This window comes from Chitinophaga sp. RCC_12, assembly GCF_041360695.1.
Classification (GTDB): domain Bacteria; phylum Bacteroidota; class Bacteroidia; order Chitinophagales; family Chitinophagaceae; genus Chitinophaga.
Map to the genome: position 1 here is coordinate 65,966 of NZ_JBFUPS010000012.1, position 26,756 is coordinate 92,721.

Consider the following 26,756-nt stretch of genomic DNA (forward strand, 5'->3'; position numbering starts at 1 on the left):
AAATTTCGCGTAATTTTGTGGCATGCATCCAATTAAAAATAGCTGGAAGGTGGCTGTGCTGGACATGTATGAGGGTGTTCCCAACGAAGGGATGCGCTGTATCCGTGAAATATTGGCGAAATACGCCAGCATGCATGCACTGGACCTGCAATTTGATGAGTTTGAAGTAAGACAGCAAATACAGGTTCCTGATACTTCCTATGATATATATATTTCCACGGGCGGCCCCGGCAGCCCGGTGGCCAGTGAAGGCAGCAATTGGGAAACCGCTTACTTCTCCCTGGTAGAAAGCCTCCTGGAATGGAACCGTACCCACGAAGAAAAAAAGCCCGTCTTTTTTATCTGCCACTCTTACCAGCTCATGTGCCGCTATTATAAACTGGGAAATGTATGCAAACGCAAATCGTCTGCATTCGGCGTGTTCCCCGTGCATAAAACCGCTGCAGGCATGCAGGAAAAAGTATTCAGCGCACTCCCCGATCCTTTTTACATTGTGGATAGCCGCGACTGGCAGGTGATTGAACTGGATTATGAAAATCTCCAGGCAATGGGCGGGTATGTGATTGCACTGGAAAAAGAACGGCCGCATGTTCCCCTGGAACGCGCTACCATGGCCATTCGGTTCAATGAACACTTCATTGGTACCCAGTTTCATCCGGAAGCCGATGCTGCCGGTATGCACATGTACCTCCTCCAGGAAGAAAAGAAAAAACAGGTAGTGAAGCATCACGGCCTGGAAAAATATAACAGCATGATCCGTCAGCTCACTGATCCCAACAGGATTATGCTTACGCACGATCGCTTTATTACCGCGTTCCTCGACTACGCTATTTATGGCCGGCTATCCGACAGGCTGGCGGCCATTGAACGGCTGGTGCAGGTAGCGGCGCATAATGATAACGAGCACTCGTTCTTCTAATTAAAAACTTATGATCCCTGCAGTAAGAAAGGCATATAATCAACAATTCACACCAGCGCAATACCAGGCTTTTTTAGCAGGTATTGCGGCAGATACCGGTGTAGCGCCTGCTTTCCGGGTGGCTGAAACACCCGTATTTGTGCCGGCAGTCCTCCGTAATAAACTGGTTCAGGCCTGCGAAGAAATAGTGGATGTGCTGCTGCGCCCCGATTTTAAAACCATTACCCGCGACGCTATTCCGCCTTCACTGAAGGTGCCCAATGAAAATGAACATCCGCATTTTATTGTCATTGATTTTGCCGTTTGCAAAGCTGCAGATGGTTCATTGGCGCCACAGCTCATTGAATTGCAGGGATTCCCCACCATGATGGCTTTCCAGGAAGTGATGGCCCGCCGTTTTAAAACGCATTTCAACATACCGGATACCTTCAGTAATTTTTTCAACGGACTGGATGAAGCAGCCTATTACCAGCTGTTGCGTGAAATGATCATCGGGCCTTATACGCCGGAAGAAGTGATACTGCTGGAAGTGAAGCCGGAAGAACAGAAGACCCGCATTGATTTTTACAGCACCGGGAAAAACCTGGATATTCCTACCATTTGCTTAACCGCCCTTATACAGGAAGGCAAGCAATTGTTTTACCTGAAAGATGGTATAAAAACCCGTGTACGCCGTATTTATAACCGGATTATTTTCGACGACCTGCAACGCCAGGCCGACAGTATTGGCGCCCATGTCAATCTTTTCCAGGAACTGGATGTGGAATGGATCACGCATCCCAACTGGTTTTACCGCATCAGTAAGTATATCATGCCTTTTATTCACAGCGAGTATGTTCCCAAAAGCTGGTTCCTGCATGAATTACCGGTGGTACCTGCCGACCTGGAAAATTATGTACTGAAGCCGCTTTTTTCGTTTGCAGGGCAGGGAGTATTGATAGATGTAACTGCGGAAGATATTGATCAGATCAAAGATCCGGAGAACTGGATATTACAACATAAGGTGAAATATGCACCTGCCATAGAAACGCCTACGGGTCCGGCTATCTGCGAAATACGCATGATCTATATCTGGCAGGATGGCGCTGCGCGGCCGATGCTGGTGCATAACCTGGCCCGGATCAGCAAGGGTAAAATGATAGGTGTAGGATTCAACAGCAAAGATACCTGGGTCGGTGGCAGCTGTTGCTTTTTTGAATCCGGCGATACAAAATAAATAACGGGAAAGCGTTTGCTTTCCCGTTACAACTAAAACGTAAATTCTTCAATCAGCGGTCCGGTGGTGTATTCACTTCTTTTTCCCACCCCGATAGCCAGTTCCTGGTTCTCGCTGTTTTTAACGATCAGGAAAGGCTGACCATATTTCTGTTTACCGGCAAAAATGACGGCAATGTCTGTACAGGAATAAACGTCTTCGTTAGTGAGCGTAATTTCCTTATTGTCGTCCAGCACATTTTCCGTCTTTTTATTTTCTTTCCGGAGATGTAATTTTCTTCCTACATACTGCCGCTTCAACCATTCGTAGTTGCCGTTAATAATAACCGGTGTGTTAGAAAGATTGTCTTCCGGCACCTGGAAAAGCAATAGTTTCCGCTCCTCATCACGCAGCGTAAAAATAAGTGTGGAAGTACCTTCCAGGTTTCTCCGGTCGTAGTCAACGATCCGGAATGTCTTATTTTCTATCGCCTTGTAGGGCGTATAAAAATGTCCGCCTTTGAGTACACTTTTATAAGGCACTTCCACTACGGCTTTCATTTTAAGATTGTCCAGCAGGGTATCTTCCTTATTTCTCACCGAACGCCTGGGATTCAGTTTCAGGAAAGTGATCTCCTGTCCTACCAGCGTCAGCTGGGCAATATCCGGTGTAAGATGCTGAAAGGCAATGCTGCTGTCGTAAGGAATTAAAGTCGGCTTCTTCTCGGTATCCCTGTATTTAATTTGGGCGGAAGCGCTGACGGTAGCGGCCATTCCCAAACACAAGGCTAAATGTTTCAATTTCATATACACTAAAATATTGGCAAAGATATATTGTTTCCATGCTGCGGCTGACACAGCAATTTGTTAAAAAACATAACGGAGAGTTTGCAAATACATTGCGTAGTGCCCTTTTATCTTTGGTATAAATATTTACTTTTATGTAAATATGTCAACTTAATACCTATCCTTATGTTTAGTAACCTGGCCATAGATGTGGCCCTCGGCCTTATTTTCATTTACCTGCTATACAGTTTGCTGGCCTCGGTGGTGCAGGAACTGGTTGCCAGGATCTTCAATTCCAGGGCGCGGCTGTTAACGAAAGGCTTACGCCGGATGCTGGAGGACGATGATCACAGTAAAGACCTGGGCTGGTTTGGGAAGTTTACTTTCTTCAACTGGTTTTATGAACTGGGGTGGAGCGTGGTTTATTTCTTCGAGCCTTTCCGGAAAAGTCCTTTCCTTAAAAAGTTTTACAGCACGCCCTCTATCCGGAACCTGGGCGAGAACAGCGCCACTTCGCGCCCGGCTTATATCAGTCCGCAGATCTTTTCCCAGGCGATGGTGCACCTGTTACGTAGCAGTGTGCCGGAACACAAGGCAACAGATGCCCTGGCTATCAAAGCGGCGTTGACGCATAACTACCTGCAGCTGGTACCGGGTACCAGGGAGCACCTGTTACAATTATTTGAAGATGCCGGGCACAATATGGCAGCCTTCCGGATTAATATGGAAACATGGTTTAATGAAACCATGACCCGCGCCAGCGGCTGGTACCGGAAGCAAACGCAAACCTGGCTGCTATGTATGGGGATGGCTATTGCGGCGTTGTTTAACGTGGATTCCATTGCCATTGCGCGTATTCTCATGAAAGATAAGAATGTAAGATCACAGCTGGTACAGCTGGCATCCAGCCGGGCGCCGGGTTATACGGCTATCACTGATACCCTTATACGTAAAAACGTGCTGCATAAGGACAGCGCCTTTTTCCGGGCAGATACTTCTGTTCGTATACTCGTCAGCGATACTTCCCTGCTGGGCGTTTACGGCATGCTGCGCAGCGATGCCGGCGATGCGGCAAACGTGCTTGGCATCAAACGGGCCTGCGTAACCGACAGTACCGGCGGCCATATTACCCTGCGCTGCGGTTACACGCATCCTTTTCAGCAAAACGGCTGGCTGATCTTCGCCGGCTGGTGCATTACCGCACTGGCCATATCGCTGGGAGCGCCCTTCTGGTTTGATTTGCTGGGAAAGGTGGTGAAATTCAGGAACGCGCCGCCCCCGGCAGATACCTCCGGGACCAACACCGCGGCCACACACTAAAGAAGATGTTGTAGATTTGCATATCTCCTCATCTTTCTAAAAAACAGCTATGAAACGCACCAATTATTCCTCCGGGGCACTCTGGGAAGGAAAAGTAGGTTACTCCCGGGCAGTAAGGGTGGGCAATGTAATTGAAGTATCCGGCACCGTGGCATCGGATAACGACAAAGTGGTAGCGGAAGGTAACGCTTATGAGCAAACGAAATTTGCCCTGGCAAAAATAGAGTCCGCCTTAATCAATGCCGGCGCCACGCTGCATGATGTGGTACGTACCCGGATGTTTGTTACAGATATCTCCAGGTGGGAAGAGTATGGAAGGGCACACGGGGAGTTCTTTAAAAGTATCAAACCAGCTACCACTATGGTGGAAGTAAGTAAACTGATTGATCCCCGTTACCTGGTGGAGATAGAAGCCACTGCTATTGTGGAGCAGAAAGCCTGATGGAGGGAATCCTTCTGCGCTTACTCTTCCGGTACAAACCGGGCAAAGCAGGCGCAGAAGGCACTAAATCTTATTTATACAGCTCTGTCCATTTCAGCATACCACCTACCAGGTTTTTAGTGTTGGTAAAGCCCATAGAGTCGAGTAACATACAAGCCTGTCCGCTGCGGTTACCGCTGCGGCAATACACGATGATTTCCTTGTCTTTCCAGTCCTCAATTTCATCCACCTGCATCTGCTGTACAAAGCCCAAAGGAATATGCGTACCGCCAATGTTGAACTCTGCGCGTTCATGTGGTTCTCTTACATCTAATATATAAAGTTCTTCACCGTTGTCTATGCGTTGTTTCAGTTCTTCTGCCGTAATGTTTTGCATGTTATTAAGTATTTAAAATCAAATTACATCATTTTCAATTATCCTCTTCAACTGGTTTAGGGGCAGCGGTACTGTCGGTTACCGGTTTGGTAGCTGATAACCAGAAGTCCACGCTTTCACCGGCCCTTACCATATTAAAATCGCCGATCTCATTTTTGCGGGTAGGCACCTGTTTGATCACGTAGGCATTTGCTGTATCGGATACGCTGGGATCAATGATCACGGTACCTGAATTAAGATTGCTGGCGCTCAGCATTTCGCGGGCTTCTGCATAGGTAAGTCCTACGAAGTTGGGCACCGGGTTTTCCACGCTGCCGGTTCCGCTGCTCAGGATCAGGGTGATATTGCTGCCTTCCGCTACTTCGGTGCCGGGCTTTACCTTCCTGCCGTTCAACAGTTGCTGTAATACGGTGTTGGTGGCAAAGTCGGGTTTATAAATGGTATCTCCTACGTTGAGGCGCATGCTTTTCAGCATCATTTCGGCGCTGCGGAAGGTAAGTCCTTCGAGATCCGGCATTTTCACCATAGGCGCCACTGTTTTATTTACGGTCAGGTAAATAGTTCTGCCCACCTTTACCTGTGCTCCTTTGTCGGGTGTTTGTGCATACACCGCCAGGGGAGGAATAGAATCAATATAAATAGAATCCCTTACATCAGCTTCAAAGCCGGCTTTTTCCAGCAACGCAACAGCTTCTTTTATATTTTTCCCATGCACATCCGGTACGGTTTGCTGTTGTCCGTGTTTGGTGATGAAGCCCAGCATGGAGAAAAACAGCAGGGCCAGGACAAAAAACATTACAATAACCGACAGCAGATTAAATAAAAAAGAGCGTTTGGTAATAAAGTCGAACACGATAATTATATTAAGTGTGATAATCCTTACTTCAGGCTTTCTTCCAAAAGCAGGCCATAAAATTCTGTCAGCGTTTTTCCTGCAGCCCTTACCTGCTGGGGAACCAGGCTGTTTTCAGACTGCCCGGGCATGGTATTTATCTCCAGGAAATATAATTTCCCGGTACCTTCTTCATATATAAAGTCTACCCGCACAATGCCTTTGCAATTCAGTTTATTGTAAATAACAGTAGCGGTTTCCTGTACCTGGCGGGCGATATCGTCCGTTATGGGTGCAGGGGTAATTTCGTTGGATACGCCCGGGGTGTATTTGGCTTCGTAGTCGAAGAACTCCTTGCTGCTCACTACTTCTGTGATGGGCAGCACGGTAATAGCGCCATTCGCGCGGTACAATCCCATGGTAAGTTCCCGGCCTTTGATAAACTCTTCGATCAGGATCTGGGAGTCTTCATTAAAGGCCTTATCGATAGCTGGCTGCAGCTCTTCAGCGGTTTTCACCTTCGACATACCAATGCTGCTGCCCCCTTCTGCCGGTTTCACGAACACGGGTAAACGCAGTTGTTGTAGTATTTCTGCTGTATTATAGGGCTGATGACGGAAAATATGTACTGATTTGGACACATTTACGATGTTCAGTGCATCTACTACCTTATTGCAATAGCTTTTGTTGAATGTGAGTGCGGAGGTGACCATGCCACAGCTGGTAAAAGGAATACCGAGCATTTCGAAATATCCCTGCAGGCCGCCATCTTCTCCCGGCGTACCATGAATACCAATAAATACGGAATCAAAAACAATCTTCTTTCCGTTGATGGTTAAGGAAAAATCATTTTTATCTACTTCAGTCACCTGGCCATCGGCGCCGGTATGGCTCCAGCTCTCTTTGGTGATAATAATCTTGTATACGTTATACTTACTGCTGTCCAGGTTATTTTCAATAGTTACGGCACTTTGTACGGATATCACATATTCTCCGGAATATCCACCGGCGACCAAAGCTATATTCTTCTTCATAAGAGATTTTACTATAAGCGGGTAAAGTTAAAGGTTATTTGTTAATTGTCAAGAGCCGCAGCGCCTCTGGGCGGTGGCTGTTCAAATTACATAAAAAAACCGTTCCAGCCAGCGCGGGAACGGTTATTAAGCTTCCTGGAGAATATCTTAAATGTGCAGTTTTGCCTTCTTATCCATCAGTTCATCTACGGTTTCCTGGTACATTTCGTCAGGAACGCAGCAATCTACCGGGCAAACCGCCGCACATTGCGGTTCTTCATGAAATCCCTGGCATTCTGTACATTTGTTGGGCACAATATAGTAGGTATCTACACTGATAGGCGCATTTCGCTGGTCAGCATCCAGTACACTACCATCCATTAATGTATAGGAGCCTTTTACGGTGGTACCGTCGGCTAGCGCCCATTCAACACCACCCTCGTATATCGCATTATTGGGGCATTCCGGTTCGCAGGCGCCACAGTTTATACATTCGTCTGTTATCTTAATTGCCATAGTGTAAACTTTTTGGTTAAGTAGTAAGCCATTAATTTTGTGTGACAAAAATAAAATTTTCCCGGTTTAATTAGGTCATTATTTATATAGTTTCATGAACATAGCAGAAAAAGAAGCCGCATTGGTGCGCCTGGGGCAGTATCTGGCGGATAAAAGCCCGGAATTGGAAGCAGTAAAAGAGCGTGCATATATTGCCAATGGTTGGTTTATCCCCTCCTTTATCGACAATGCGCTGGACAATATCTCCCGTTATTTCCTCTCCCCTGCCCCTTTACAGCAGTGGTTGCAGGGATATCCCAAAGCGGCAGAGGCACGCACCCCTAAAACTGTTGGAATCGTTTCTGCCGGGAATATCCCGCTGGTAGGCTTCCACGACTGGCTTTGCGGGTTCATCAGCGGGCACCGGGTTAAAATGAAACTTTCGGGTAAAGATGAGATCCTGATGAAACATATCCTGGAAAAGATCGGTGAATGGTATCCGGACCAGGCCAGTCAAACGGAAATACAGGACATGCTGAAAAACTGCGACGCCTATATTGCCACCGGCAGCAACAACTCAGCCCGGTACTTCCACTACTATTTTGCCAAATACCCGCACATTATCCGCCACAACCGCACTTCCGCCGCCATCCTTACCGGTAAGGAAACGCCGGAGGAACTGCTTGCCCTGGCCGATGATGTGATGCTGTACTTCGGCCTTGGATGCCGGAATGTTACCAAGATTTATGTGCCGCTGAACTACGACTTTGCCCCCCTGCTCAAAGCACTGGAGAAATACAGCCACCTGGCTGACCATCACAAATACAAAAACAACTACGACTATAACCTGGCCCTGCTGCTGCTGAATAGCAGTCCTTATATGACCAACGGCAGCATCCTGCTGCAGGAAAACACCGGCCTGTTTTCACCCATCAGCGTTTTACACTATAGTTATTATGTAGATATGGCGCAGCTGCAACAGGAGCTTTCCGGGGAAGACGCCCTGCAGTGCCTGGTAGGACAACAGTTCACGCCGTTCGGCTATGCCCAGCAGCCGTCGCTTACTGATTATGCAGACGGGATTGATACGCTGAAGTTCCTGCTGGAGCTGTAATGCGCGGCGCGCGCCTTCGGCGCTTGCCGCGGAAATTGTCTTGGAGCAGGATTACGCTGATTATGTTGATTACGCTGATTTTCCCACCTTTTGTTATGAAGATTTTTCCACCTTTTGTTGTGATGGTAATGGGAAGATTAGATTAGAAAAGATAAAATGTGGTAAGATCCACTTTCCATCTCTTTTTTATCTCCCCAAAATATAAAAACAACAAGACAGGGGAAAATCAGCGTAATCAACATAATCAGCGTAATCCTGCTCTAAGACAATTTAAAGGCGCTGAAGGCGCCGCCCTAACAATTTGTCGCAATTACTTGTTATCTTGACAGGCGGGCTGTCATTCCTGTCAGTACGGTATTAAGCCGTGTTTAACGATTGATATAAAAATGTGTTAAAGTGAATCACCCCTGTTGCGTTTGATTCACAGGGCGAATTAAATTTGTAGTAAGGGCATGTAAATTGATCATATCCCGGCGTTATTATTAACTATCACGCAAACACACTATAATATGAAATTCAAGCAAATTGTTACGACTGTTCTTATCAGTGCTGTAACGGCAGCTGCCTCCATATTTGTGTATGGCAAATATATCCAGCCGAAGCAGCCGATTGTTTTCCAGAATGGTACTGAAATTCCCGTAAACTATGCCCGCTACATGCCGGGTACGGAAGGGAATGCGAATGCCACCCCACCTTCCGACTTCACCACCGCGGCCAAGGCAGCAGTGCCGGGTGTAGTACATATCAAAACAAAGATCAACCCCAGGCAGGTAACCAATGGTAATAACCTGCAAAGAAGACGCAGTATCCTGCAGGACCTTTTCGGAGATGATTTTTTTGGAGATGAATTTAATGGTGGCGGAGATGGCCGCAGGTACTACGTTCCAGGCCAGATGGCTTCCGGTTCCGGCGTACTGATCTCTGCAGACGGTTACATTGTAACCAATAACCACGTAGTTGCAGATGCCGATGAAATCAGCGTTTCCCTCAGCAACGAAAACAAAGTATTCAAAGCAAAGATGATAGGCACGGACCCCAGCACCGACCTGGCCGTTATTAAAATTGATGCGAAAGACCTTCCTTACCTGCTGTATGGTAACTCCGACAATGTAGAAATAGGGCAATGGGTACTGGCAGTAGGGTATCCGCTGAACCTGGATGCTACGGTGACTGCGGGTATCGTAAGCGCCAAATCACGTTCTATCGGTATCAACAGAAGCGGTGGCAAAGTGAACAGCGCTATCGAATCCTTTATTCAAACAGATGCCGCTGTGAACCAGGGTAATAGTGGTGGCGCACTGGTAAATACCGCCGGCGAACTGGTAGGTATCAACTCTGCGATTGCCTCTCCAACAGGCTCTTATGCCGGCTACTCTTACGCGATCCCGGTAAACCTCATCAAAAAGGTAGTGAACGATATCCTGAAATATGGTAACGTACAACGGGCGTACCTCGGTGTAAGATATGCGCCTTCCTCCCTCATTGCCAATATGAGCGATGAGCAGTTAAAGGATGCCGGTATTAAAAGGGATGTAAACGGCGTACAGGTAACAGATGTATTGCCCAACAGCTCTGCTGCCGCCGCAGGCCTCCGTACAGGTGATGTGATCACCGCTGTGAATGGCGTAAAAATTCCTACCACTTCGCAGTTGAGCGAACAGGTGGCACGCTACAAACCAGGTGATAAAATCAGTTTAAGCTACCTGCGTGACGGTAAAGAAGTTACCGTGAACAATGTAGTGATGAAGAACCTGAAAGGTAATACAGACCTGGTAAAGGTAACTGCGCTGGATCGTTTGGGTGCAGACCTCTCCGAGCTTGATAAAGACCAGGCCGCCCGTTTGGGTGTGAATGGTGGGGTAATTGTAAACGATATCGGCAACGGTATCCTGAAAAAACAGACCACTATGGCCCCGGGCTTTGTGATCCTGAAAGCCGGCAATACGCAGGTCACCTCCGTGGATGAACTCAGCCGGATAGTGGAAAAGCAAAAGAACCTCAAGCTGATAGGTTTCTATCCTGAAAGAGGCGGAAATATCTATTACTATAATATTGCTACCGGCACTGAGGCCGAAAACCTCTGATCCCCTTAAAGTAATTGGGTTTTAGGTCTTAAGAAAAAGTCCCGTCCGGCAAGCCGGAGCGGGACTTTTCCTTTTAAGTCGTACACGCTTTGCCTGGAAAAGCAGACCGTGCAATCAGTCATTCTATGAAAACCTATTAGGAAAATAGTCTAAGTATCTGGTAAGTTGGCGGGTTAATCCGTAAACAGGAGGATTAGCTTAGGCAACGCACAAAAAAGCCGGTTGAGCGTTGGCTCACCGGCTTTAATAATTAAAGTAAATTAATAATATCAGAGATTGATCACCCCTTTCAGCTGGGTAAAGAACTCGTCTTTTTTACGGGAAGAGATAGGAATATTCTTCTGATCGCTCATCACCACGGCTGTACCCAGCCCTTTGATGATTTTCACGATGTGATGAATATTAATGAGGAAGGACTTATGCACCCGGTAAAAACCTTTATCGGACAGCATTTCCTCGTACTCCTTCAATGATTTGGAGATCAGGTGAGATACGTTGTTGATCAGCTGGATTTTAGTATAGCTGTCAAAGGCTTCACAATAAATAATATCCTTCAGATCGATTACATTATACCCGTCGTTCACCGGTATAACGATCTTTGAGAAGGCGTTATCGTTGTTCTTTACGTAGTCTTTCAGTATGGATGCCAGCTCGTTGAGTCGTCCCTTCTTGCTTTTCTTCACTTTTTCAAGTGCATCTTCCACTTCACTGACCTTGATTGGTTTCAACAGGTAATCCAGCGCAGCAAATTTAATTGCCTGCAGTGCATATTCCTGGAAAGCGGTGATAAAAATAACTTCAAAATTCAGTACCGGAAACATTTCCAGTAGCTGAAATCCATTGTGTGGTGGCATCTCAATATCAAGAAACAGAACATCAATGGGGTTATTTTTTATCATTTCTGCCGCCTCATTGATATTCTGCGCCTCACCGACAACTGTCACATCTTTGCAGTAGTTCTCGAGTATATTGCGTAAAATATGAATGTTGCGGACTTCATCGTCTACAATGGCAGCTTTTATATTACTCATAACATCTTAACAATGGGAATCAGTATTTCAACTAAGGTACCTTCCTTATTGCCGAAACCAGATTTAAATTTATCAATAATTTCTAACTTTCCAACACTTCCATTAAAAGATTTTATAATCTGCAACCGCTCTTTAATCACGCTAAGTGCAGTAGACTCGTGTTTAATGAGCCTTGAACTTTTAATGCTATTTGACTTATCCCAACCTATTCCGTCATCATCTACCGAACAATATAACAGGTCGTCCACCATTTCGAGGCGGATTTCCAGGTAACCGCTGATATTTTTGGGCGCCAATCCGTGTTTAATGGCATTTTCCACTATCGGCTGAATAATCATGGGTGGAATGTAGATGGTATACTCCTTCAAAGCATCCTCCATGATAAAGTGATAGGTAAAGGAATGTGCAAACCGGATCTTTTCCAACTCCAGGTAACGGGTCAGGAAAGCGATTTCTTCTTCCAGTGATATATACGATTTCCTGGAGTTATTGAGCATCTGCCTCATGAGCGTAGCAAAGTCTGCCAGGAAATTGAGCGCTTGTTTCTCTTCCTTCTCCAATATAAGGTGTTGAACGGAGTTCAGCGAATTAAAAATAAAATGTGGGTTCATCTGGTTGGTCAGCGCCTTGGCTTCCAACTCCGCAATGCGCCGGTTGTACTCCGTTTTACGCTTTTCCGCCTGTTTAATCCGCCTGATAATATACCGTAACCCGATCAGCACCACCAGCAAACCAGCCAGCAGCAGGATGCCTCTTGCCCACCATTGCTGGTACCACCTGGGTAGTATGTTCACATCTATGCTTACCGGCTTTGACCAGTCGCTCTTATATTTCCTTGCCCTTATCATGAGGGTGTAGCTTCCTGGTTGCAGGTCGGGGAACGGAATAATGTTAGACATGGTGGTTACCCAACCGCTGGTGGTATCTCCGGAAAAATTATACTGGTATTCCACCAGCTCCGGCAGGTCAAAAACGATGGTACCGAATTCCGCTTCAAATGAGGCTTTGCGCTGATAAAGGTGTACAAAACTATTGGAGGCGAGGAAGGTGCTGTCGCCATAGCGGATGTTATTCAGGTAAATCACCGGCGGCACGGTATCCACCGGGATATGATCCGCATTAAAGGAACACAGGCCATTGGAGGTAGCGATGAAGAGGGTATCATTATCGGCATATACGCCGCGGATGTCGTCCGACATCAGGCCGTCGCTGGAGGTGATATTACGTGTAATCGTCTGCGTTTTTACATCAATCACGGACACTCCGCGGTTGGTGGCCACATACAGCCGGCCCACGCCATCGTAGTACAGCTGCTGACAGATATCGCTGGCCAGGTTGTTGGCGGTGGACAGGTGTTTGATGACGTTGTCATTTTGCATCACGTAAATCCCCTGGTCGCTGGTACCGATCCAGAGGGAACCATCAATCCATTTAAGATCCTTGATACTTACCTTCCGCAGGGTATCTGCACCGGCGGGTAACAGTTGCCGCCTGCCGTCTGTACAAAAAAACAGGCCGGCGTTGGTACCAACGTAATAAGCGGAGTCGTTGATGCTGGCCAGCGAAGTAACCAGCATATCGAGGTCGCTGATGGCATAATCATCCAGTGCTACTACCTGGTTTTTTGCAGCAATCCTTATCTTCCCCGAAGGCGATACATCCACATCTTTCAGCATTCTCACGGCTTTTAACAGTGTTGTTTTCCGGGACAGGGTATTAAACTTGTACAAGCCGTTATCGGTGCCAATGAGTACATTATCGTTGGTATACGGGGTAATGGAAAGTACGCTGTTACGGCCGGAAGTGGTATCCACCGTATATTGCCGGATACTGTTTTCCGCATCCATTGTATTGAGAACGCCGGCATTCTGCCCGATCAGCAGCAGGTCGCTTTTCTTGTCTTTGCTGATACTGAAAATAGAATGTGAATAAAGTCCGTTGGTATTATCGAGATAGCTGAAGTAAAAGTTCTTGTAGGGGATGTTATACACGCCGTCTCCAAAAGTGGTGATCCAGATGTTGCCGTCCCTGTCTTTCAGCAGGGAGGTAATGAAGTGATTATCCAGCAGCCGGGTGATCTGCCGTTCTCCTTTAAAATAATCTTTCAGGTAATACAAGGCGCGCTGGGTGCCTATCCATAGGTTATCGTTATCAATACATATGTGGCTGATATCATCTTTAATACCCCATTCCGCGCCATTAAAAAAACACACGGCATCCTTTGCGGTGTAGGAGTAAAGCGTGTTCCGGATAATTACAATGGCGCTTCCATTTATACGGTTGTGAAACGCGGAATCATCCAGCGGGTACGGCGATGCGTTATAAATCTCTTGTTTGGAATTACTGGGGTCGCGCAGGCTTTCGAGGTGAAAGGAGGCCTGCAGCGGGTGGAAGATGCTGTCGTTCCGCATCAGGAAATACAGGTCTGAGCCCGAGGCGCCCAGTTTATCGTAAATTATTTCTTTACCGTTGTATTGAACAATCCTGTTGTTGCTGTTGAGGAACCAGATATAACCGCCTTTGCCTTCAAATGCATACTGCATGTAGTGACTACGGCTGTTAAAAATAAGGGAGGAATCATTTTCTTCGTTATGAATCACTGATTTCTTATAGAACGAAGGTTTTCCGTTGAGGGTGAAAAACCATACCCTTCCTTTGGAATCGGCGGCGAGTTTCACCACCTCGTTGTCTGTGAGACCGTCTTTTTTGGCGTAGTTGCGGAATCTTTTACCATCAAATTTACTGACGCCGGTAGGAGTTGCAAACCATATGAAGCCGTCTTTATCCTGCGTAGCAGCATAAACAGTAGCGTTGGCCAGTCCGTCCTTTACATTATAGTTACGGATCATCAGCCCCTGCGCGAGGGTTGTTGTAACAGTGCAAAAGAAGACCAACCCCCATAACATTATAAAACGGCTCAAGGGCATCGGATTTTAATGGTTTATTGCAGGAGTATTACCTGTAAGTATTACGAGTTACGGATTTTTCCGGAAAACACCCGCAAAAATCCGGCCCCGTAATACTTAATATGAAACTTCTTTCCTAGTACGCTCTTGCGAAAAGCACCCTTTCTTTGGATGGTTTCCCGGTCAGGATACACGTGCCGGCTTCCTGCGGGTTGTTGAGCGGAATACAGCGTATCGTAGCTTTTGTGCGATCTTTGATCTGTTCTTCTGTTTCGGCGGTGCCATCCCAGTGAGCAGATACGAAGCCGCCTTTTTCGTCCAGCACTTTCTCAAATTCTTCAAAAGTATCTACACGGGTGATATGACTATCGCGGTAAGCTTTTGCTTTATTGAACAGGTTGAGTTGTATTTCATCGAGTAGTTCCGTGATGCGGGTTGGTAAACCATCGAGCGACAGGCTCATTTTTTCCCTGGTATCGCGGCGGGTTACTTCGGCCACATTGTTTTCGAGATCTCTCGCGCCAATGGCTATACGAACCGGTATGCCTTTCATTTCGTATTCGGCAAATTTCCAGCCCGGGCGGTTATTATCGGAATCGTCGTATTTCACGCTGATACCGGCGCTTCTCAGTTCCTTAACGATGACATTTACTTTTTCATCCAGTCCTGCTTTCTGATCAGGTCCTTTGTAAATGGGCACAATCACTACCTGTATAGGTGCAATTTTTGGCGGCATTACGAGGCCTTCATCATCGCTGTGTACCATGATGAGTGCGCCGATCAGGCGGGTAGACACACCCCAGGAGGTAGCCCACACATGTTCCAGTTTATTTTCTTTATTGGAGAACTGTACGTCGAATGCTTTGGCAAAATTTTGTCCCAGGAAGTGAGAGGTACCGGCCTGTAAGGCTTTACCATCCTGCATCATGGCTTCCACGCAGTAGGTTTCCACGGCGCCTGCAAATCTTTCGCTGGGGGATTTCAGTCCGCGCACAACAGGCACGGCCATATAGTTTTCTGCGAAATCAGCATAGATATTCAGCATCTGTTCTGTTTCCTCGATGGCTTCCTGTGCAGTGGCGTGGGCGGTATGGCCTTCCTGCCAGAGGAACTCCGTGGTACGGAGAAACAGGCGGGTACGCATTTCCCAACGCACAACGTTTGCCCACTGGTTGATCAGGAGAGGTAAGTCGCGGTACGACTGTATCCAGTCTTTATAAGTATTCCAGATAATAGTTTCAGAAGTGGGGCGAACGATCAGTTCTTCCGCCAGTTTGGCATCCGGATCTACGATTACGCCGCCGCCGTTAGGATCGTTTTTGAGGCGGTAGTGGGTTACTACGGCGCATTCTTTAGCGAATCCTTCCACGTGTGCAGCTTCTTTACTTAAAAAGCTTTTGGGGATGAACAGCGGGAAATAGGCGTTCTGGTGACCGGTTTCTTTGAATTTGCGGTCCAGTACATCGCGCATGGCTTCCCACAAAGCAAATCCGTATGGTTTGATCACCATACATCCTTTCACTGCAGAATAATCTGCCAGTCCGCCTTTCAGCACCAGGTCGTTATACCACTTTGAATAGTCTTCCGAGCGGGCCGTTATCTCTTTACTCATAAAAATTTTACCTTATTTATATACCGTTATTTTTAAGCTAATTCTGGTTCAATTTGTCGAGACAAAATTAAATCCATCCGCCGGGTGCCAACGGCTGGATTGGCTTAGTTTTTGTCCATTTATATTAAGAAGAAAATTCCACAAACATAGATGAAAAACATAACGTTGCAAACACTTATCATAAAATAATATAACATAGTCTGTGTTATTGTAACTTTCTTCCTGTTATATCCGTTAAAAAGAAGTAAATTTACTACACGAATCACGCTTAAAACATATTTCAAATGAAGCCTATATTATACATTGGACTGGCCGCATCGCTCGCACTGGGAGCGTGTTCCAGTACCTATAAAACGGCTCAGACTCCGGATGATGTATACTATTCTCCGCGTCAGCAGCAGCGTACCTATGCCTCCAGCAACGGTTCGAACGGCAACAGCCGCCAGGACGAAAACGACGCCAACTATGTTGAAGGAACGCAGGATGATGGCGGTACCTATGTAACTTACCAGGACGATGACCAGGGTGACTATCAACGTCGCCTGAACAGATTTGGCAGTGGCAGCAACTATTCCGGTGATTACTGGGACGGTTACAATGCAGCCTCCAACCTTTACATGAGCAGTGGTTTTGGTATGGGATACGGTAGCGGCTTTGGTTTAGGTTACAGCCCATACAGCAGCTTTTATGGTCCTTCCTTTGGTTTGGGTCTTGGATTTGGCTGGGGAATGGGTGGTTACTACAGCCCCTGGAGCACCGGCTTCTATGGTGGATGGGGTTATCCATACGTAGGCAGCTACTGGCCTTCTTACTACTACCCATACTACGGCGGCTACTATGGCCACGGTGGTTACTACGGTGGTGGCGGTTATTACGGACATTATACCACACGTCCTTCCAACTCCTATGGTTCCGTGAGAGGCGGTAACGAAAGAGTTCGCAGGGCAGATTATACTAACAGTGGCGGCACAGGCGGCGGCGGTTATACCCGTCCTTCCAGAACCGGTACTTTCCAGCCTGCCAATGGCGGTACATCCAATGGTGAAAGACCACGCCGTGTATTCCAGCAGTCCAGTTCTGAAAGACCTGTAACCAGGCCTTCTTACCAGAACAACAGCGGCAGCAGCAACAATGGCGGCGGTTATTCCCGTCCGCAGAGAACAGAGTACAGCAGACCTGCTCCTACTCCGGCTCCAAGTTACACTCCTCCTAGTTCCGGCGGTGGTCGCGTAGGTGGTGGTAATTCCGGTGGCGGCGGTGGTGGTGGCTACAGCCGTCCATCCAGAGGAGGCCGTTAATAAATAAAATCATTTACAAGATAAGCGTAGCCTAAAAACCTACGCTTATTTTTTATCTCGCACACGTTTTGCCAGTTCAGCACGTTATACTTATCGCGGCATGCGTTAGTAACCGTTAAATTAACCTGCAAGCAAATCTCATTTTAAGAATACAGATTATGATTAAAAGACTTTATCCTCTTTTAGGTGGCTTGTTTATATCTGTAACAGCCATGGGCCAGAGTTCCAACGACGCATTACTTTACTCCCCCCTGCAGCCTCACGGTACAGCCAGGACCCAGGCGCTGGGCGGTGCAGGTGTGGGCCTTGGAGGAGATTATTCATCTGCTCATATTAACCCGGCAGGTATTGCCATTTTTAAGACCGGCGAATTTCATATTTCAGGTGGCGTAGGGATCTCTCAAAATACCTCCAATTACCTGGGCAACAGCCAGCTCGATAATAAAGGGAACCGCAGCAATTTCCAGCTGCCATCCATCGGGCTTATTATGGCTACCAATAAGAATAGCGGCAGCAGTACCTGGAACAACATTACCTTTTCACTGGGTATGGAACGACTGGCCAATTACAACAACGAAATTGCCATTGCAGGTCACAATACCTTGTCTTCTTATTCCGATCGTTTTGTAGATGATATATTCGATGGCAGTACCTCCACACAGGCACTGGGCACAGATCTGGGATTCAGTACCGGGTTACTGGCTGATTACCAGCCTACCGGCGGTAACAAAGAGCCTATGACACTGGCCTCTCCTTCCAGGCAAATAGGCGGTCTTACAGAAGGTATCCAGCAAAGAGGTACCCTGAAAACAGAAGGTGGTTTGAATGAATACACTTTTGCTATCGGCGGTAACTACGGCGATCGCCTGTATATCGGCGCCAGCTTAAACCTGCCGAGCATTAATTATAAAGAATCACTCGCCTGGTCAGAAGATGACGCCAGCAGTAACAAAGGCAACGACTTTGGCTACTTCGATTATTACAAGGACCTGAAACGTACCGGCTTAGGTGTTGGCGGCAAAATTGGTATCCTGTATAAAGTGTCCGATCATTTCAGACTGGGTGGTACTTTCGCTACCCCAACCTGGTATTCCCTTCATGACAGCTACAGTTCGGAACTGTACTCAGATATAGAAGATGGTCGTGGTGAACAGGGTTCTACTTCCTTTGATCAAACAGAAGGTTATCCTGTAGAATACGACTACAACTACACTGCACCTTTACGCGCAGCTGCCGGCGCATCTTATTTCTTTGGCAACCTGCAGGAACCACAAAGCCCCCAGGGCTTTATTACAGCTGATTACGAATTCGTGAATACCCCTTCCGGTAAATTCAGGATGAGTGACGACAGGGCCGGGGAAAAAAACCTGAACGATAACATCAGCGCGGTGTATAAATCTACTTCCAATATTCGTGTAGGCGCCGAGGTTAAATTTATGGCGATATACGCGGTAAGAGCGGGTTTTGCTTCCTATGGCAATCCGTACAGCGATGATAAATACAATGCAGGCGTAAACGCTTCCCGCAAAGTGTACAGCGGTGGTATTGGCTTCCGCAATAAAGGTCTTTATGCAGATGCTACCTATAGCTACACACAGGGCAAAGACAGGTACCAGCCTTATACTGTGTACGATGCACAGCTGAGTCCTGCAGCGGCAACACTGGATTTTACCAGAAGCAATATTGTACTGACAGTAGGATTTAAATTTTAACGACATCATTTTACGATATATAAAAAAGGCGTGGTGCAGTTCACCACGCCTTTTTTATATATCGTATATTACTCCGCCTTAAGATTCTTCACCGGGTTTTCCAACGCTGCCCGGATCGCCTGGAAGCTCACTGTGAGTAACGTGATTCCAACAATCGTAATCCCTACCAGCAGCGACACGCCGGCTCCCACCTCGATGTGATAAGCAAAACTATGCAACCACCGGTCCATGCAATACCATGCCAGCGGCAAACCAATCAGCACGGCAATTAGTACCGACCGCAGGAATTCGCCCGACAACATCATCATTACATGGGTAGCGGTAGCGCCCAGTACTTTGCGGATGCTGATTTCCTTGCGCCTGCTTTCGGCGGTAAACGTGGCCAGTCCAAACAAGCCAAGACAGGATATCAGGATAGCCAATGCAGTAAAATATTTTGATAAAGCGGCCACTCTTTTCTCTGCTAGGTATTGCGCCTGGTAATCTTCATTGAGAAACTTATAATCGAACGCAAACCCGGGGTTATAGTGCTGATAGAAGGCAGCCAGTGCATCCAACACTGTTTTTGTTTGCCCGGCTTTTACTTTTACCATTACGGTGCTGTTCAGAGAATCCAGCCGGAAAAACAACGGGCTGATAACTTCGTGCATAGATTGAAAATGAAAGTTTTTCACTATGCCTGCTATCTCTGTTTTCATCCCGTTAAATTCTATCACTTTGCCTACAGGATTATCAATTCCCATTGCCTTGATAGCAGCTTCATTAAAAATGATCCGGGAGTCATCTGCACCGTAATCGCGGGAAAAGGATCTTCCAGCTGCCATTTCGATGCCCAAGGTTTCTATCATATCATAGTTCACCATAAACGGACGGCACATAATTGTTTCCGTGGTGCCCCTGCCCTTCCAGGTGCATCCTGTGGAAGGCGCGCCCAACACATTTCCTACCATAGCAGAGGCATTCACCACGCCTGGTATTCTTTTCAACGCTGACAGGAATTCAGGTATATGTTCCGGCACTTTCCCTTCCACATCGAAGTATACCACGTTGTCTTTGTCGTAACCAGGATTTTTATCCTGCACATAAGCTATTTGCCGGTATACTGTTATTACGCCCACCATAAATAAAACTGAGAGTGTAAACTGGAATACCACCAGGCCTTTGCGTGCCATCAGTTGCCCCGGCGATCCCGGCACTTTTCCTTTTAGCACAGGCAGAGGATTAAATCCGGACAGATACAACGCCGGGTAGCCACCCGCCAGGATGCCCGTCAGCAGCGCAATACCGATAATGATACCCACCATTGTGCCACTTAGTGAAAAAGACAATGCTTTGCCGGTGATACGATTGAATTCCGGCAGCAGCAGTGCCACCAGTAGTAATGCGATGCCCAGCGCGAGAATGGTCATCAGCATGGATTCACCGAGGTATTGCAGTACCAGCGCCAGGCGGTTGGCGCCTATTGTTTTGCGGATCCCCATTTCTTTCATTCTGCCGGAAGCCTGTGCGGTGGAGAGGTTTACAAAGTTAATGCAGGCAATTACCAGGATAAAAAGTGCGATGAGGGAGAATAATTTCACGTAGCTGATCCTGCCACCGGCAGCCACACCGTTTTCATAATTGCCATGCAGGTAATGATCGCTGTAGCGCTGCAGGAACAGGTTGCGGGGTGTGGTGCTTCCTTTGGTAAGCCCAGTCATGAAGCTGCTCAGCTTTGCATTAAACGCGGGAATATCGGCGCCTTCTTTCATAACAAGAAAGGTATTGAACGGTCCCTGCGGGTCCAGCGCCGTGATGTTCATGATTTCCCGGAATGCATCGAATGGCAGCAGGCAATCGAATTGGGTGGAAGTATTGGCGGGGAGCTCGTCTAACACGCCGGAAACAGTGCTGACTTTTTTGAACCGGTCTACCTGCCAGGTGATGGTTTTCCCCAGTGCATCGGTTGTACCAAACAGTGTTTGTGCAAGCTTTGAAGAGATGACGATGCTGTTTTTGTCCTGTAATACCTGCCGGTTGTTTCCCTGCAGCAATGGATATGAAAATACCTGGAGATAATCCTGGCCTGCAAATATGCCGGCGGATTTTGTGCTTTTGTTGCCGGTGGTCAGCGCTATTTTAGGGAACCAGGATGGCGGTGTGCTCACGGTAGCATTTTCCACTTCAGGCATATTTGCTTTCAACGCATCCGCCAACAGCGCGGGTGTTCCGTTGGAGGTAGTAATGCCTTTTTCGTGTGGCTGATTTTCCATTACCTGGAAAAGGTGGTGGTCGTTTTTATGAAAGTGATCGATGCTGAGTTCATCGTATACCCACAAACAAATCAGCAACGTACAGGCGAGACCGGTAGACAGGCCAATGAGATTGAGGATCGTAAAACGCCTGTTTTTCAGCAGGTGGCGCCAGGCCGTTTTCAGGTAATTTTTAAACATAAGCAACTGTTTTCGTGAGCTGTGCAGACACGGTGCCGCCAAGAAAATGCCATGTTACCAGGCTTTTAAATACAAGAGATTTATATATTTTATATTTATCGCAAATGTTCGGTTTCAGTACATTGGTTGTCCGTAATTATTTTCCGGGAGATGTATACCGCGGCATTACAACTGGTGACAAAATCCTGCGCGGAGCATGCGTACTAGCCTTGTTGCTGCACGTAGTTCATGATATCTGCGGTATTGCGCGGATCAAACCAGGTGAATGCAGGGTCTTTCCTGAACCAGGTGAGTTGCCGTTTTGCGTATTGGCGGGTATGTGTTTTAATATCGTCGATGGCCTGATCGAGGGAGATGTGGCCGTCGAGGAAGCTGAATATTTCCTGGTATCCTACGGTGCGGAGGGCATTGTGTTCGCGGTAGGGTAAAACGGAGCGGACTTCTTCCACCAGGCCGGCGTGTACCATTGTATCTACACGGTGGTGGATATTGTGGTGGAGTTGTTCTTTGGGCAGGGTGATGCCTATTTTAATTACCTGGAAATCGCGGTGGGAGCGGGTAGCGCTGCGGAAGGTGGTGATGGATTGGCCGGTGGCGTCGAGCACTTCCAGCGCGCGGATGAGGCGTTGCGGGTTTTGGGTTTCGGCGGTGGCATAGAAGCCGGGGTCGCGTTCCTGCAATTGTTGCTGCAGCCAGGCGAGGCCGTGTTGCGCATACTGTTCATTGAGATGGGTGCGGATGCCCGGGGCAATGACAGGCATATCGTCGATTCCTTCCGCGAAGGCCCTGATATAAAGACCGGTGCCGCCGCACATTATGGCTACGTCGTTTTTCTCAAAGATTTCGCGGGCGTAGCCCAGGGCCAGTTTCTCGTAAACGCCTGCGTTTATGTCTTCCCGGATGCTATGGGAATTGATGAAGTAGTGGGGAACCGCCGACAGTTCTTCCGCGGAGGGCTTTGCTGTACCGATGCTGATTTCGCGGTAGCATTGCCTGGAATCTGCAGAGATCACTGCTGTATTAAACAGTTGTGCCATTTGAACAGACAAGGCTGTTTTACCTGAAGCGGTGGGACCTGCGATAATGATGACGGTTTTTTGCATAAGTATTGCGCTAAATATTTAGGGATCTGTTTATTTTTTCCGGGAGACGGGGCCATTTCAGCTAAGTGGATGAAACGGGTAATCTCTGCAAAAAATAAACAGATCCCTAAAATGACTGACAGTTCTATTTAAAAGTTATTTTCTTCTTCTCCGCCAAATTCTTCTGTGCTATCGCCGCCTAAGGCGTCGCTTTCTTCCCCTTCTTCGCCGAAGCCATCGGCGTCCATGCCTTCTTTATTGAGGTCATATTTTTCTTCCATTTCCACGAGTTTATCACCTACCAGGCCTTTGGTGCCATATTGACTGGGGGCCAGGCCTTCTTTGCGAACGCAGGCAGGGTAAACCATTTTGCTGTTTTCATCTTTGGAAACGCCGATGAGTTCTACGAGGAACGACCAGTTTTTGGCGAAATCGTAGAGATAGATAAATTTCTGATTAGGATCTTTCACTGCGGCAGCGATCATGGTATCCGCCATGAGCAGGGGTTCTGCTTTACGGGGTTGATTATCTGCTTCCAGGATGATTTCCCGGCCACGTTGCCAGTTATCATTGCTGCGGAAAAAGGTGGCTTTGTGTTTTGAATCAAATTCGAATGCCTGCAAAATTGCTTGGTGAAATAATAAAAACGTCTGATTCGGCTTAATGGCAATGTCCCTGTAGACACTTTCATCTTCTTCCCAGTAAACTCTGAATTTCAAAACCGGCATGACAAAAAGGTTATAAGTTATTTAATGATTAAACACTCCGCAATGAGCGGTGGATCCTGAATGCTAGTGTATTTTATTATGGTATTGTAAAATTACCAATTTTATTTAACCGGGCTTAGATTCAATGCGCCGGCTTTTTCCAATAAAAAAGCGTATGCTGCCTCGTAAGTATTTGGGATTTCGCCATCCAGGATGGCTTCCCTGATGGCGCTTTTCAGATCGCCTACGATCCTGCCAGGTTTCAGCCCAAATGTTTCCATAATCATCTCCCCGGTTATAGGAGGTTGCCAGTTGCGGATCCGGTCGCTCTCTTCCACTTCTTTTAAGCGTCTGCGGACCAATTCAAAATTTTCGAGGTAGCGCTTAACCTTGGTTTTATTTTTTGAGGTAATATCCGCTTCGCACAGCATCATCAGTCCTTCTATATCGTCTCCGGCATCGAAGAGTAATCTCCGGATAGCCGAGTCTGTTATGTTCTCTTTTGTGAGACTGATGGGGCGCAGGTGTAGTTCTACCAATTTCTTTACCAACCTCATTTTTTCGCTCATTGGCAGTTTCATCCTGCTGAAGATACGGGGAACCATTTTGCCACCTACCGCATCGTGACCGTGAAAAGTCCAGCCATGACCGGGTTCAAATTTTTTAGTGGCGGGTTTCCCGATATCGTGTAGCAATGCGGCCCACCGAAGCCAAAGATCCCGTGTATTTTCCGATATATTGTCTACTACCTGCAAGGTATGATAAAAATTATCTTTGTGCCCTTTTCCCTCGTACATCTCTACTCCCACCATATCTATCATTTGGGGGAAAATAATTTTGAGCAGGCCGGATTGATATAAGAGGTCCAGTCCTACCGAGGGTTTTGTGGAGAGCATTATTTTATTGAACTCATCGGAGATCCTTTCCTGGGAAATGATCCTGATCCGTTCAGCATTTTCCTGTATGGCGGTAAAGGTGCTTTCTTCGATGGTAAACTGCAGCTGGGAAGCAAACCGGATGCCACGCATCATGCGCAGGGGATCGTCGCTGAAAGTTTGAGCGGGCGCCAGGGGCGTCCGGATGATTTTCTTATCGAGGTCCACGAGGCCGTCGAACGGGTCGAGCAGGGAGCCATAATCAATATCCCGGAGGCTGATGGCCATTGCGTTGATGGTGAAATCGCGGCGGTTCTGGTCGTCCTGCAGGGTTCCGGCAGACACTTCGGGGTTGCGGGATTCTTCGCGGTAGCTTTCCTTGCGGGCGCCAACGAATTCAATTTCCAGGTCATTCAGTTTAACCTGGGCGGTACCATAGGTTTTGAAGAAGTTAACGGGAATGTTGTTACCTAAGTTTGCTGCTACTTTGTGTGCGAGTGCGATACCATCGCCTACGCAAACAATGTCCATATCTTTTGTTTTCCTTCCCAACAGTTTATCCCGCACAAAGCCCCCGATCAGATAGGCGGGAACGCCCAGTTCCTGGGCGGCCAATGCTATCTTTTCCAGCACTTTTCTTTCCTGCAGGGAGCAGGGTATGTCCAACGGCTTGCTGCTGATCATATTTAAATATTCCTGTTAATTTTTATTCCTTTCTCTGAAACCAGGGCGCAAATGTAATAAATAAACGATTTTAATCCCGGATTATCACGATTGAACCATCTTTGTTTATCCTGATGATCCTGGATGCGGCGCTGGGGGTTTCATCGTTTTGCCGGTAGTTCACCACATAATCCACGCCATTCCGGATGCTGGCAGACACGTCGTGGAAGCTGGCCGGTGAGGGTTCCCCGCTGACGTTGGCGGAGGTGGACACCAGTGGTTTGCGTAATCTTTTGATCAGGTGGCGGCAAAAAGGATCTTTTACAATGCGGATGGCGATGCTGCCATCTTCGCTGATCACGTTGGGGGCCAGGCCGAGTGCGCCTTCATAAATAACAGTGGTGGGGCGGGTAAAGCCGGCAATGATGTCGGCCATATCGGGGCGTGGATTTGCCACATAATGCAGCAGGTCTTTCACATCGGCCAGCAATACCACCAGGCTTTTGCTTTCGCTCCTTTTTTTCAGGGCATAAATTTTCTGCACGGCCTTTTCATCGGTGGCATCGCAGCCGATACCCCAGATGGTGTCTGTAGGATAAAGGATAAGTCCGCCGGTACGCAGCACCGGCATGGCTGCACTGATATCATCTTCAAACATTTTATATTTCCTTATTTAATTGTTTATATACTTTCATCATGGCGGCGGCGCACTTTTCCGGGGTAAAACGCTGTGCATGCTGCCATCCTTTTTCCTGCATTTGTCTTACCAGGGAAGGATTTCCCATGATTTGCCTCATCGCGTCAGCTATGGAGCCAGGCTCCCGTGGATCTACGTACAGGGCTGCATCTCCCGCTGTTTCAGCAAAACAGGACCCATGGGAGGTAATTACCGGTGTACGGCTCCAGAGGGCTTCCAGTATGGGAATGCCAAATCCTTCAAAGAAAGACGGATAGATAAGCGCTACCGCGCCCTGGTACAGCAGTGGCAACTCACTGTTTTTAAGCCGTACCTGTTCGTTGAGGAAAATCACCTGTTGTGTGAGCCCGTTGGCTTCCAGGTATGCTTTTACTTTCTTTTTATAGCCGCTCCCATTGCCCAATACCACCAATGGAAAATCCAGTGTTCCTTTTAGTGTATTCATGGCCGTTACGATGCCTAACAGGTTTTTCCGTTCAATAATTGATCCTACATACAGGAAATACTGGGACGGCAAACGGTACCTGGCGCCCATTGCGGCGATATCATCATCAGGGTATGTGATGGCAAAAGAGGGATCGCAGCTTTGGTATACCACATCAATTTTACTTGCCGGCGTGTGATAGTAAGTGATCAGGTCCTGCTTTGTCTGCTCGCTGATGGCCACTACCCTGTCGGCCTGCTGGCAGGCGTAGCGGGCCTTACGGCGATAAGTGATAACGTCAATAGGATTATACTGCTCCGGGTATCTTTCAAAAATAAGATCGTGCATGGTAACTACCGACCTGATACCGCTTTTATGAATACCAAACGGCAGTTCATGACTGAGGCCGTGGTAAATACCGATCCGGTAACGTAACAGGTCCTTTACCACAAAACGGCTGCGCCAGGCCGACTTAAACCAGCGGTACAACGGGTTTTCCGGCACCACTACTTTAAGATCCGGCAGGGCACTGAGGTCGTACATACCGGTTTGCTTGGGGGCAAACAGGTAATATTCATCTTCCGGGAAATCCTTTACCAGAGATGATATCAGGGTACGACTATAATTCCCAAGACCAGTGTCGTTCTGGAATGCACGTTTGGCGTCGAATCCTATTTTCATAAAGTTCTTTCTTCCACAAAAGGCAAAATTACGGATTACGGATGGCGAATTACGTATATCT

General features: G+C 47.4%; 22 protein-coding genes. 8 read left to right on the plus strand and 14 right to left on the minus strand.

Annotated features, from left to right (window positions below):
* The first annotated feature begins 22 nt into the window (after window positions 1-22).
* Window positions 23-919, plus strand: a complete 897-nt coding sequence (locus tag AB6805_RS27805; protein ID WP_370912697.1) for a type 1 glutamine amidotransferase — start codon at window positions 23-25, stop codon at window positions 917-919.
* Window positions 920-929: 10 nt separating this feature from the next.
* Window positions 930-2,135 carry a hypothetical protein gene (locus tag AB6805_RS27810; protein ID WP_370912698.1) on the plus strand — a complete coding sequence of 402 codons (1,206 nt, stop codon included), beginning with the start codon at window positions 930-932 and terminating at the stop codon, window positions 2,133-2,135.
* A 32-nt stretch (window positions 2,136-2,167) separates the two neighbouring features.
* Here AB6805_RS27810 and AB6805_RS27815 read toward each other — a convergent pair whose 3' ends face one another.
* Complete coding sequence (locus AB6805_RS27815; RefSeq protein ID WP_370912699.1) at window positions 2,168-2,920, minus strand: hypothetical protein; 753 nt, start codon at window positions 2,918-2,920, stop codon at window positions 2,168-2,170.
* Between the two features lie 165 nt (window positions 2,921-3,085).
* Between AB6805_RS27815 and AB6805_RS27820 the strand changes: the two genes are divergently transcribed.
* Both AB6805_RS27820 and AB6805_RS27825 read left to right on the plus strand, forming a co-directional pair.
* A complete protein-coding gene (locus AB6805_RS27820; RefSeq protein WP_370912700.1) occupies window positions 3,086-4,219 on the plus strand; it encodes a hypothetical protein in 1,134 nt (377 codons plus the stop codon).
* A 49-nt stretch (window positions 4,220-4,268) separates the two neighbouring features.
* A complete protein-coding gene (locus AB6805_RS27825; RefSeq protein ID WP_370912701.1) occupies window positions 4,269-4,661 on the plus strand; it encodes a RidA family protein in 393 nt (130 codons plus the stop codon).
* A gap of 70 nt (window positions 4,662-4,731) precedes the next feature.
* Here AB6805_RS27825 and AB6805_RS27830 read toward each other — a convergent pair whose 3' ends face one another.
* The 4 genes from AB6805_RS27830 to AB6805_RS27845 form a co-directional block, all read right to left on the minus strand.
* On the minus strand, window positions 4,732-5,037 hold the full coding sequence (locus AB6805_RS27830) for a rhodanese-like domain-containing protein (RefSeq protein WP_079468586.1): 306 nt from the start codon (window positions 5,035-5,037) through the stop codon (window positions 4,732-4,734).
* Window positions 5,038-5,071: 34 nt separating this feature from the next.
* Complete coding sequence (locus AB6805_RS27835; protein WP_370912702.1) at window positions 5,072-5,890, minus strand: PASTA domain-containing protein; 819 nt, start codon at window positions 5,888-5,890, stop codon at window positions 5,072-5,074.
* 26 nt (window positions 5,891-5,916) lie between these two features.
* Window positions 5,917-6,903 (minus strand): D-alanine--D-alanine ligase, encoded by a 987-nt coding sequence (locus AB6805_RS27840; RefSeq protein ID WP_370912703.1) that lies wholly within the window; start codon window positions 6,901-6,903, stop codon window positions 5,917-5,919.
* Between the two features lie 147 nt (window positions 6,904-7,050).
* Window positions 7,051-7,398 (minus strand): 4Fe-4S dicluster domain-containing protein, encoded by a 348-nt coding sequence (locus AB6805_RS27845; RefSeq protein ID WP_370912704.1) that lies wholly within the window; start codon window positions 7,396-7,398, stop codon window positions 7,051-7,053.
* 94 nt (window positions 7,399-7,492) lie between these two features.
* Here AB6805_RS27845 and AB6805_RS27850 point away from each other — a divergent pair, with 94 nt between their 5' ends.
* Both AB6805_RS27850 and AB6805_RS27855 read left to right on the plus strand, forming a co-directional pair.
* Window positions 7,493-8,491 (plus strand): acyl-CoA reductase, encoded by a 999-nt coding sequence (locus AB6805_RS27850; RefSeq protein WP_370912705.1) that lies wholly within the window; start codon window positions 7,493-7,495, stop codon window positions 8,489-8,491.
* Between the two features lie 509 nt (window positions 8,492-9,000).
* The gene (locus tag AB6805_RS27855) at window positions 9,001-10,575 is read left to right on the plus strand and encodes a trypsin-like peptidase domain-containing protein (protein ID WP_370912706.1); all 1,575 of its coding nucleotides are present in this window, start codon (window positions 9,001-9,003) and stop codon (window positions 10,573-10,575) included.
* A gap of 269 nt (window positions 10,576-10,844) precedes the next feature.
* On the opposite strand, the gene AB6805_RS27860 is transcribed toward AB6805_RS27855, so the two are convergent.
* The 3 genes from AB6805_RS27860 to proS form a co-directional block, all read right to left on the minus strand.
* Window positions 10,845-11,606: a LytTR family DNA-binding domain-containing protein gene (locus tag AB6805_RS27860; protein WP_078672331.1), complete on the minus strand. Its 762-nt coding sequence runs from the start codon at window positions 11,604-11,606 to the stop codon at window positions 10,845-10,847.
* Window positions 11,603-14,527, minus strand: coding sequence for a histidine kinase (locus tag AB6805_RS27865; protein WP_370912707.1), 2,925 nt, complete (start codon window positions 14,525-14,527; stop codon window positions 11,603-11,605). The genes AB6805_RS27860 and AB6805_RS27865 overlap by 4 nt, the downstream gene beginning before the upstream one ends.
* Before the next feature lie 121 nt (window positions 14,528-14,648).
* Window positions 14,649-16,124 carry a proline--tRNA ligase gene (gene proS / locus AB6805_RS27870; protein ID WP_370912708.1) on the minus strand — a complete coding sequence of 492 codons (1,476 nt, stop codon included), beginning with the start codon at window positions 16,122-16,124 and terminating at the stop codon, window positions 14,649-14,651.
* A 284-nt stretch (window positions 16,125-16,408) separates the two neighbouring features.
* Between proS and AB6805_RS27875 the strand changes: the two genes are divergently transcribed.
* Both AB6805_RS27875 and AB6805_RS27880 read left to right on the plus strand, forming a co-directional pair.
* Complete coding sequence (locus tag AB6805_RS27875; protein ID WP_370912709.1) at window positions 16,409-17,422, plus strand: hypothetical protein; 1,014 nt, start codon at window positions 16,409-16,411, stop codon at window positions 17,420-17,422.
* A 158-nt stretch (window positions 17,423-17,580) separates the two neighbouring features.
* Window positions 17,581-19,134, plus strand: a complete 1,554-nt coding sequence (locus tag AB6805_RS27880; RefSeq protein ID WP_370912710.1) for an OmpP1/FadL family transporter — start codon at window positions 17,581-17,583, stop codon at window positions 19,132-19,134.
* A gap of 68 nt (window positions 19,135-19,202) precedes the next feature.
* On the opposite strand, the gene AB6805_RS27885 is transcribed toward AB6805_RS27880, so the two are convergent.
* From AB6805_RS27885 to AB6805_RS27910, 6 genes are all read right to left on the minus strand, one after another.
* Window positions 19,203-21,566 (minus strand): ABC transporter permease, encoded by a 2,364-nt coding sequence (locus tag AB6805_RS27885; RefSeq protein ID WP_370912711.1) that lies wholly within the window; start codon window positions 21,564-21,566, stop codon window positions 19,203-19,205.
* Window positions 21,567-21,769: 203 nt separating this feature from the next.
* Window positions 21,770-22,669, minus strand: coding sequence for a tRNA (adenosine(37)-N6)-dimethylallyltransferase MiaA (miaA, locus tag AB6805_RS27890; protein WP_370912712.1), 900 nt, complete (start codon window positions 22,667-22,669; stop codon window positions 21,770-21,772).
* 128 nt (window positions 22,670-22,797) lie between these two features.
* The gene (locus tag AB6805_RS27895; RefSeq protein ID WP_370912713.1) at window positions 22,798-23,376 is read right to left on the minus strand and encodes a hypothetical protein; all 579 of its coding nucleotides are present in this window, start codon (window positions 23,374-23,376) and stop codon (window positions 22,798-22,800) included.
* 101 nt (window positions 23,377-23,477) lie between these two features.
* Window positions 23,478-24,914: a CCA tRNA nucleotidyltransferase gene (locus AB6805_RS27900; protein ID WP_370912714.1), complete on the minus strand. Its 1,437-nt coding sequence runs from the start codon at window positions 24,912-24,914 to the stop codon at window positions 23,478-23,480.
* A gap of 70 nt (window positions 24,915-24,984) precedes the next feature.
* The gene (locus tag AB6805_RS27905; protein ID WP_370912715.1) at window positions 24,985-25,551 is read right to left on the minus strand and encodes an L-threonylcarbamoyladenylate synthase; all 567 of its coding nucleotides are present in this window, start codon (window positions 25,549-25,551) and stop codon (window positions 24,985-24,987) included.
* A gap of 1 nt (window position 25,552) precedes the next feature.
* Window positions 25,553-26,695: a glycosyltransferase family 4 protein gene (locus AB6805_RS27910; protein WP_370912716.1), complete on the minus strand. Its 1,143-nt coding sequence runs from the start codon at window positions 26,693-26,695 to the stop codon at window positions 25,553-25,555.
* Window positions 26,696-26,756: the final 61 nt, after the last annotated feature.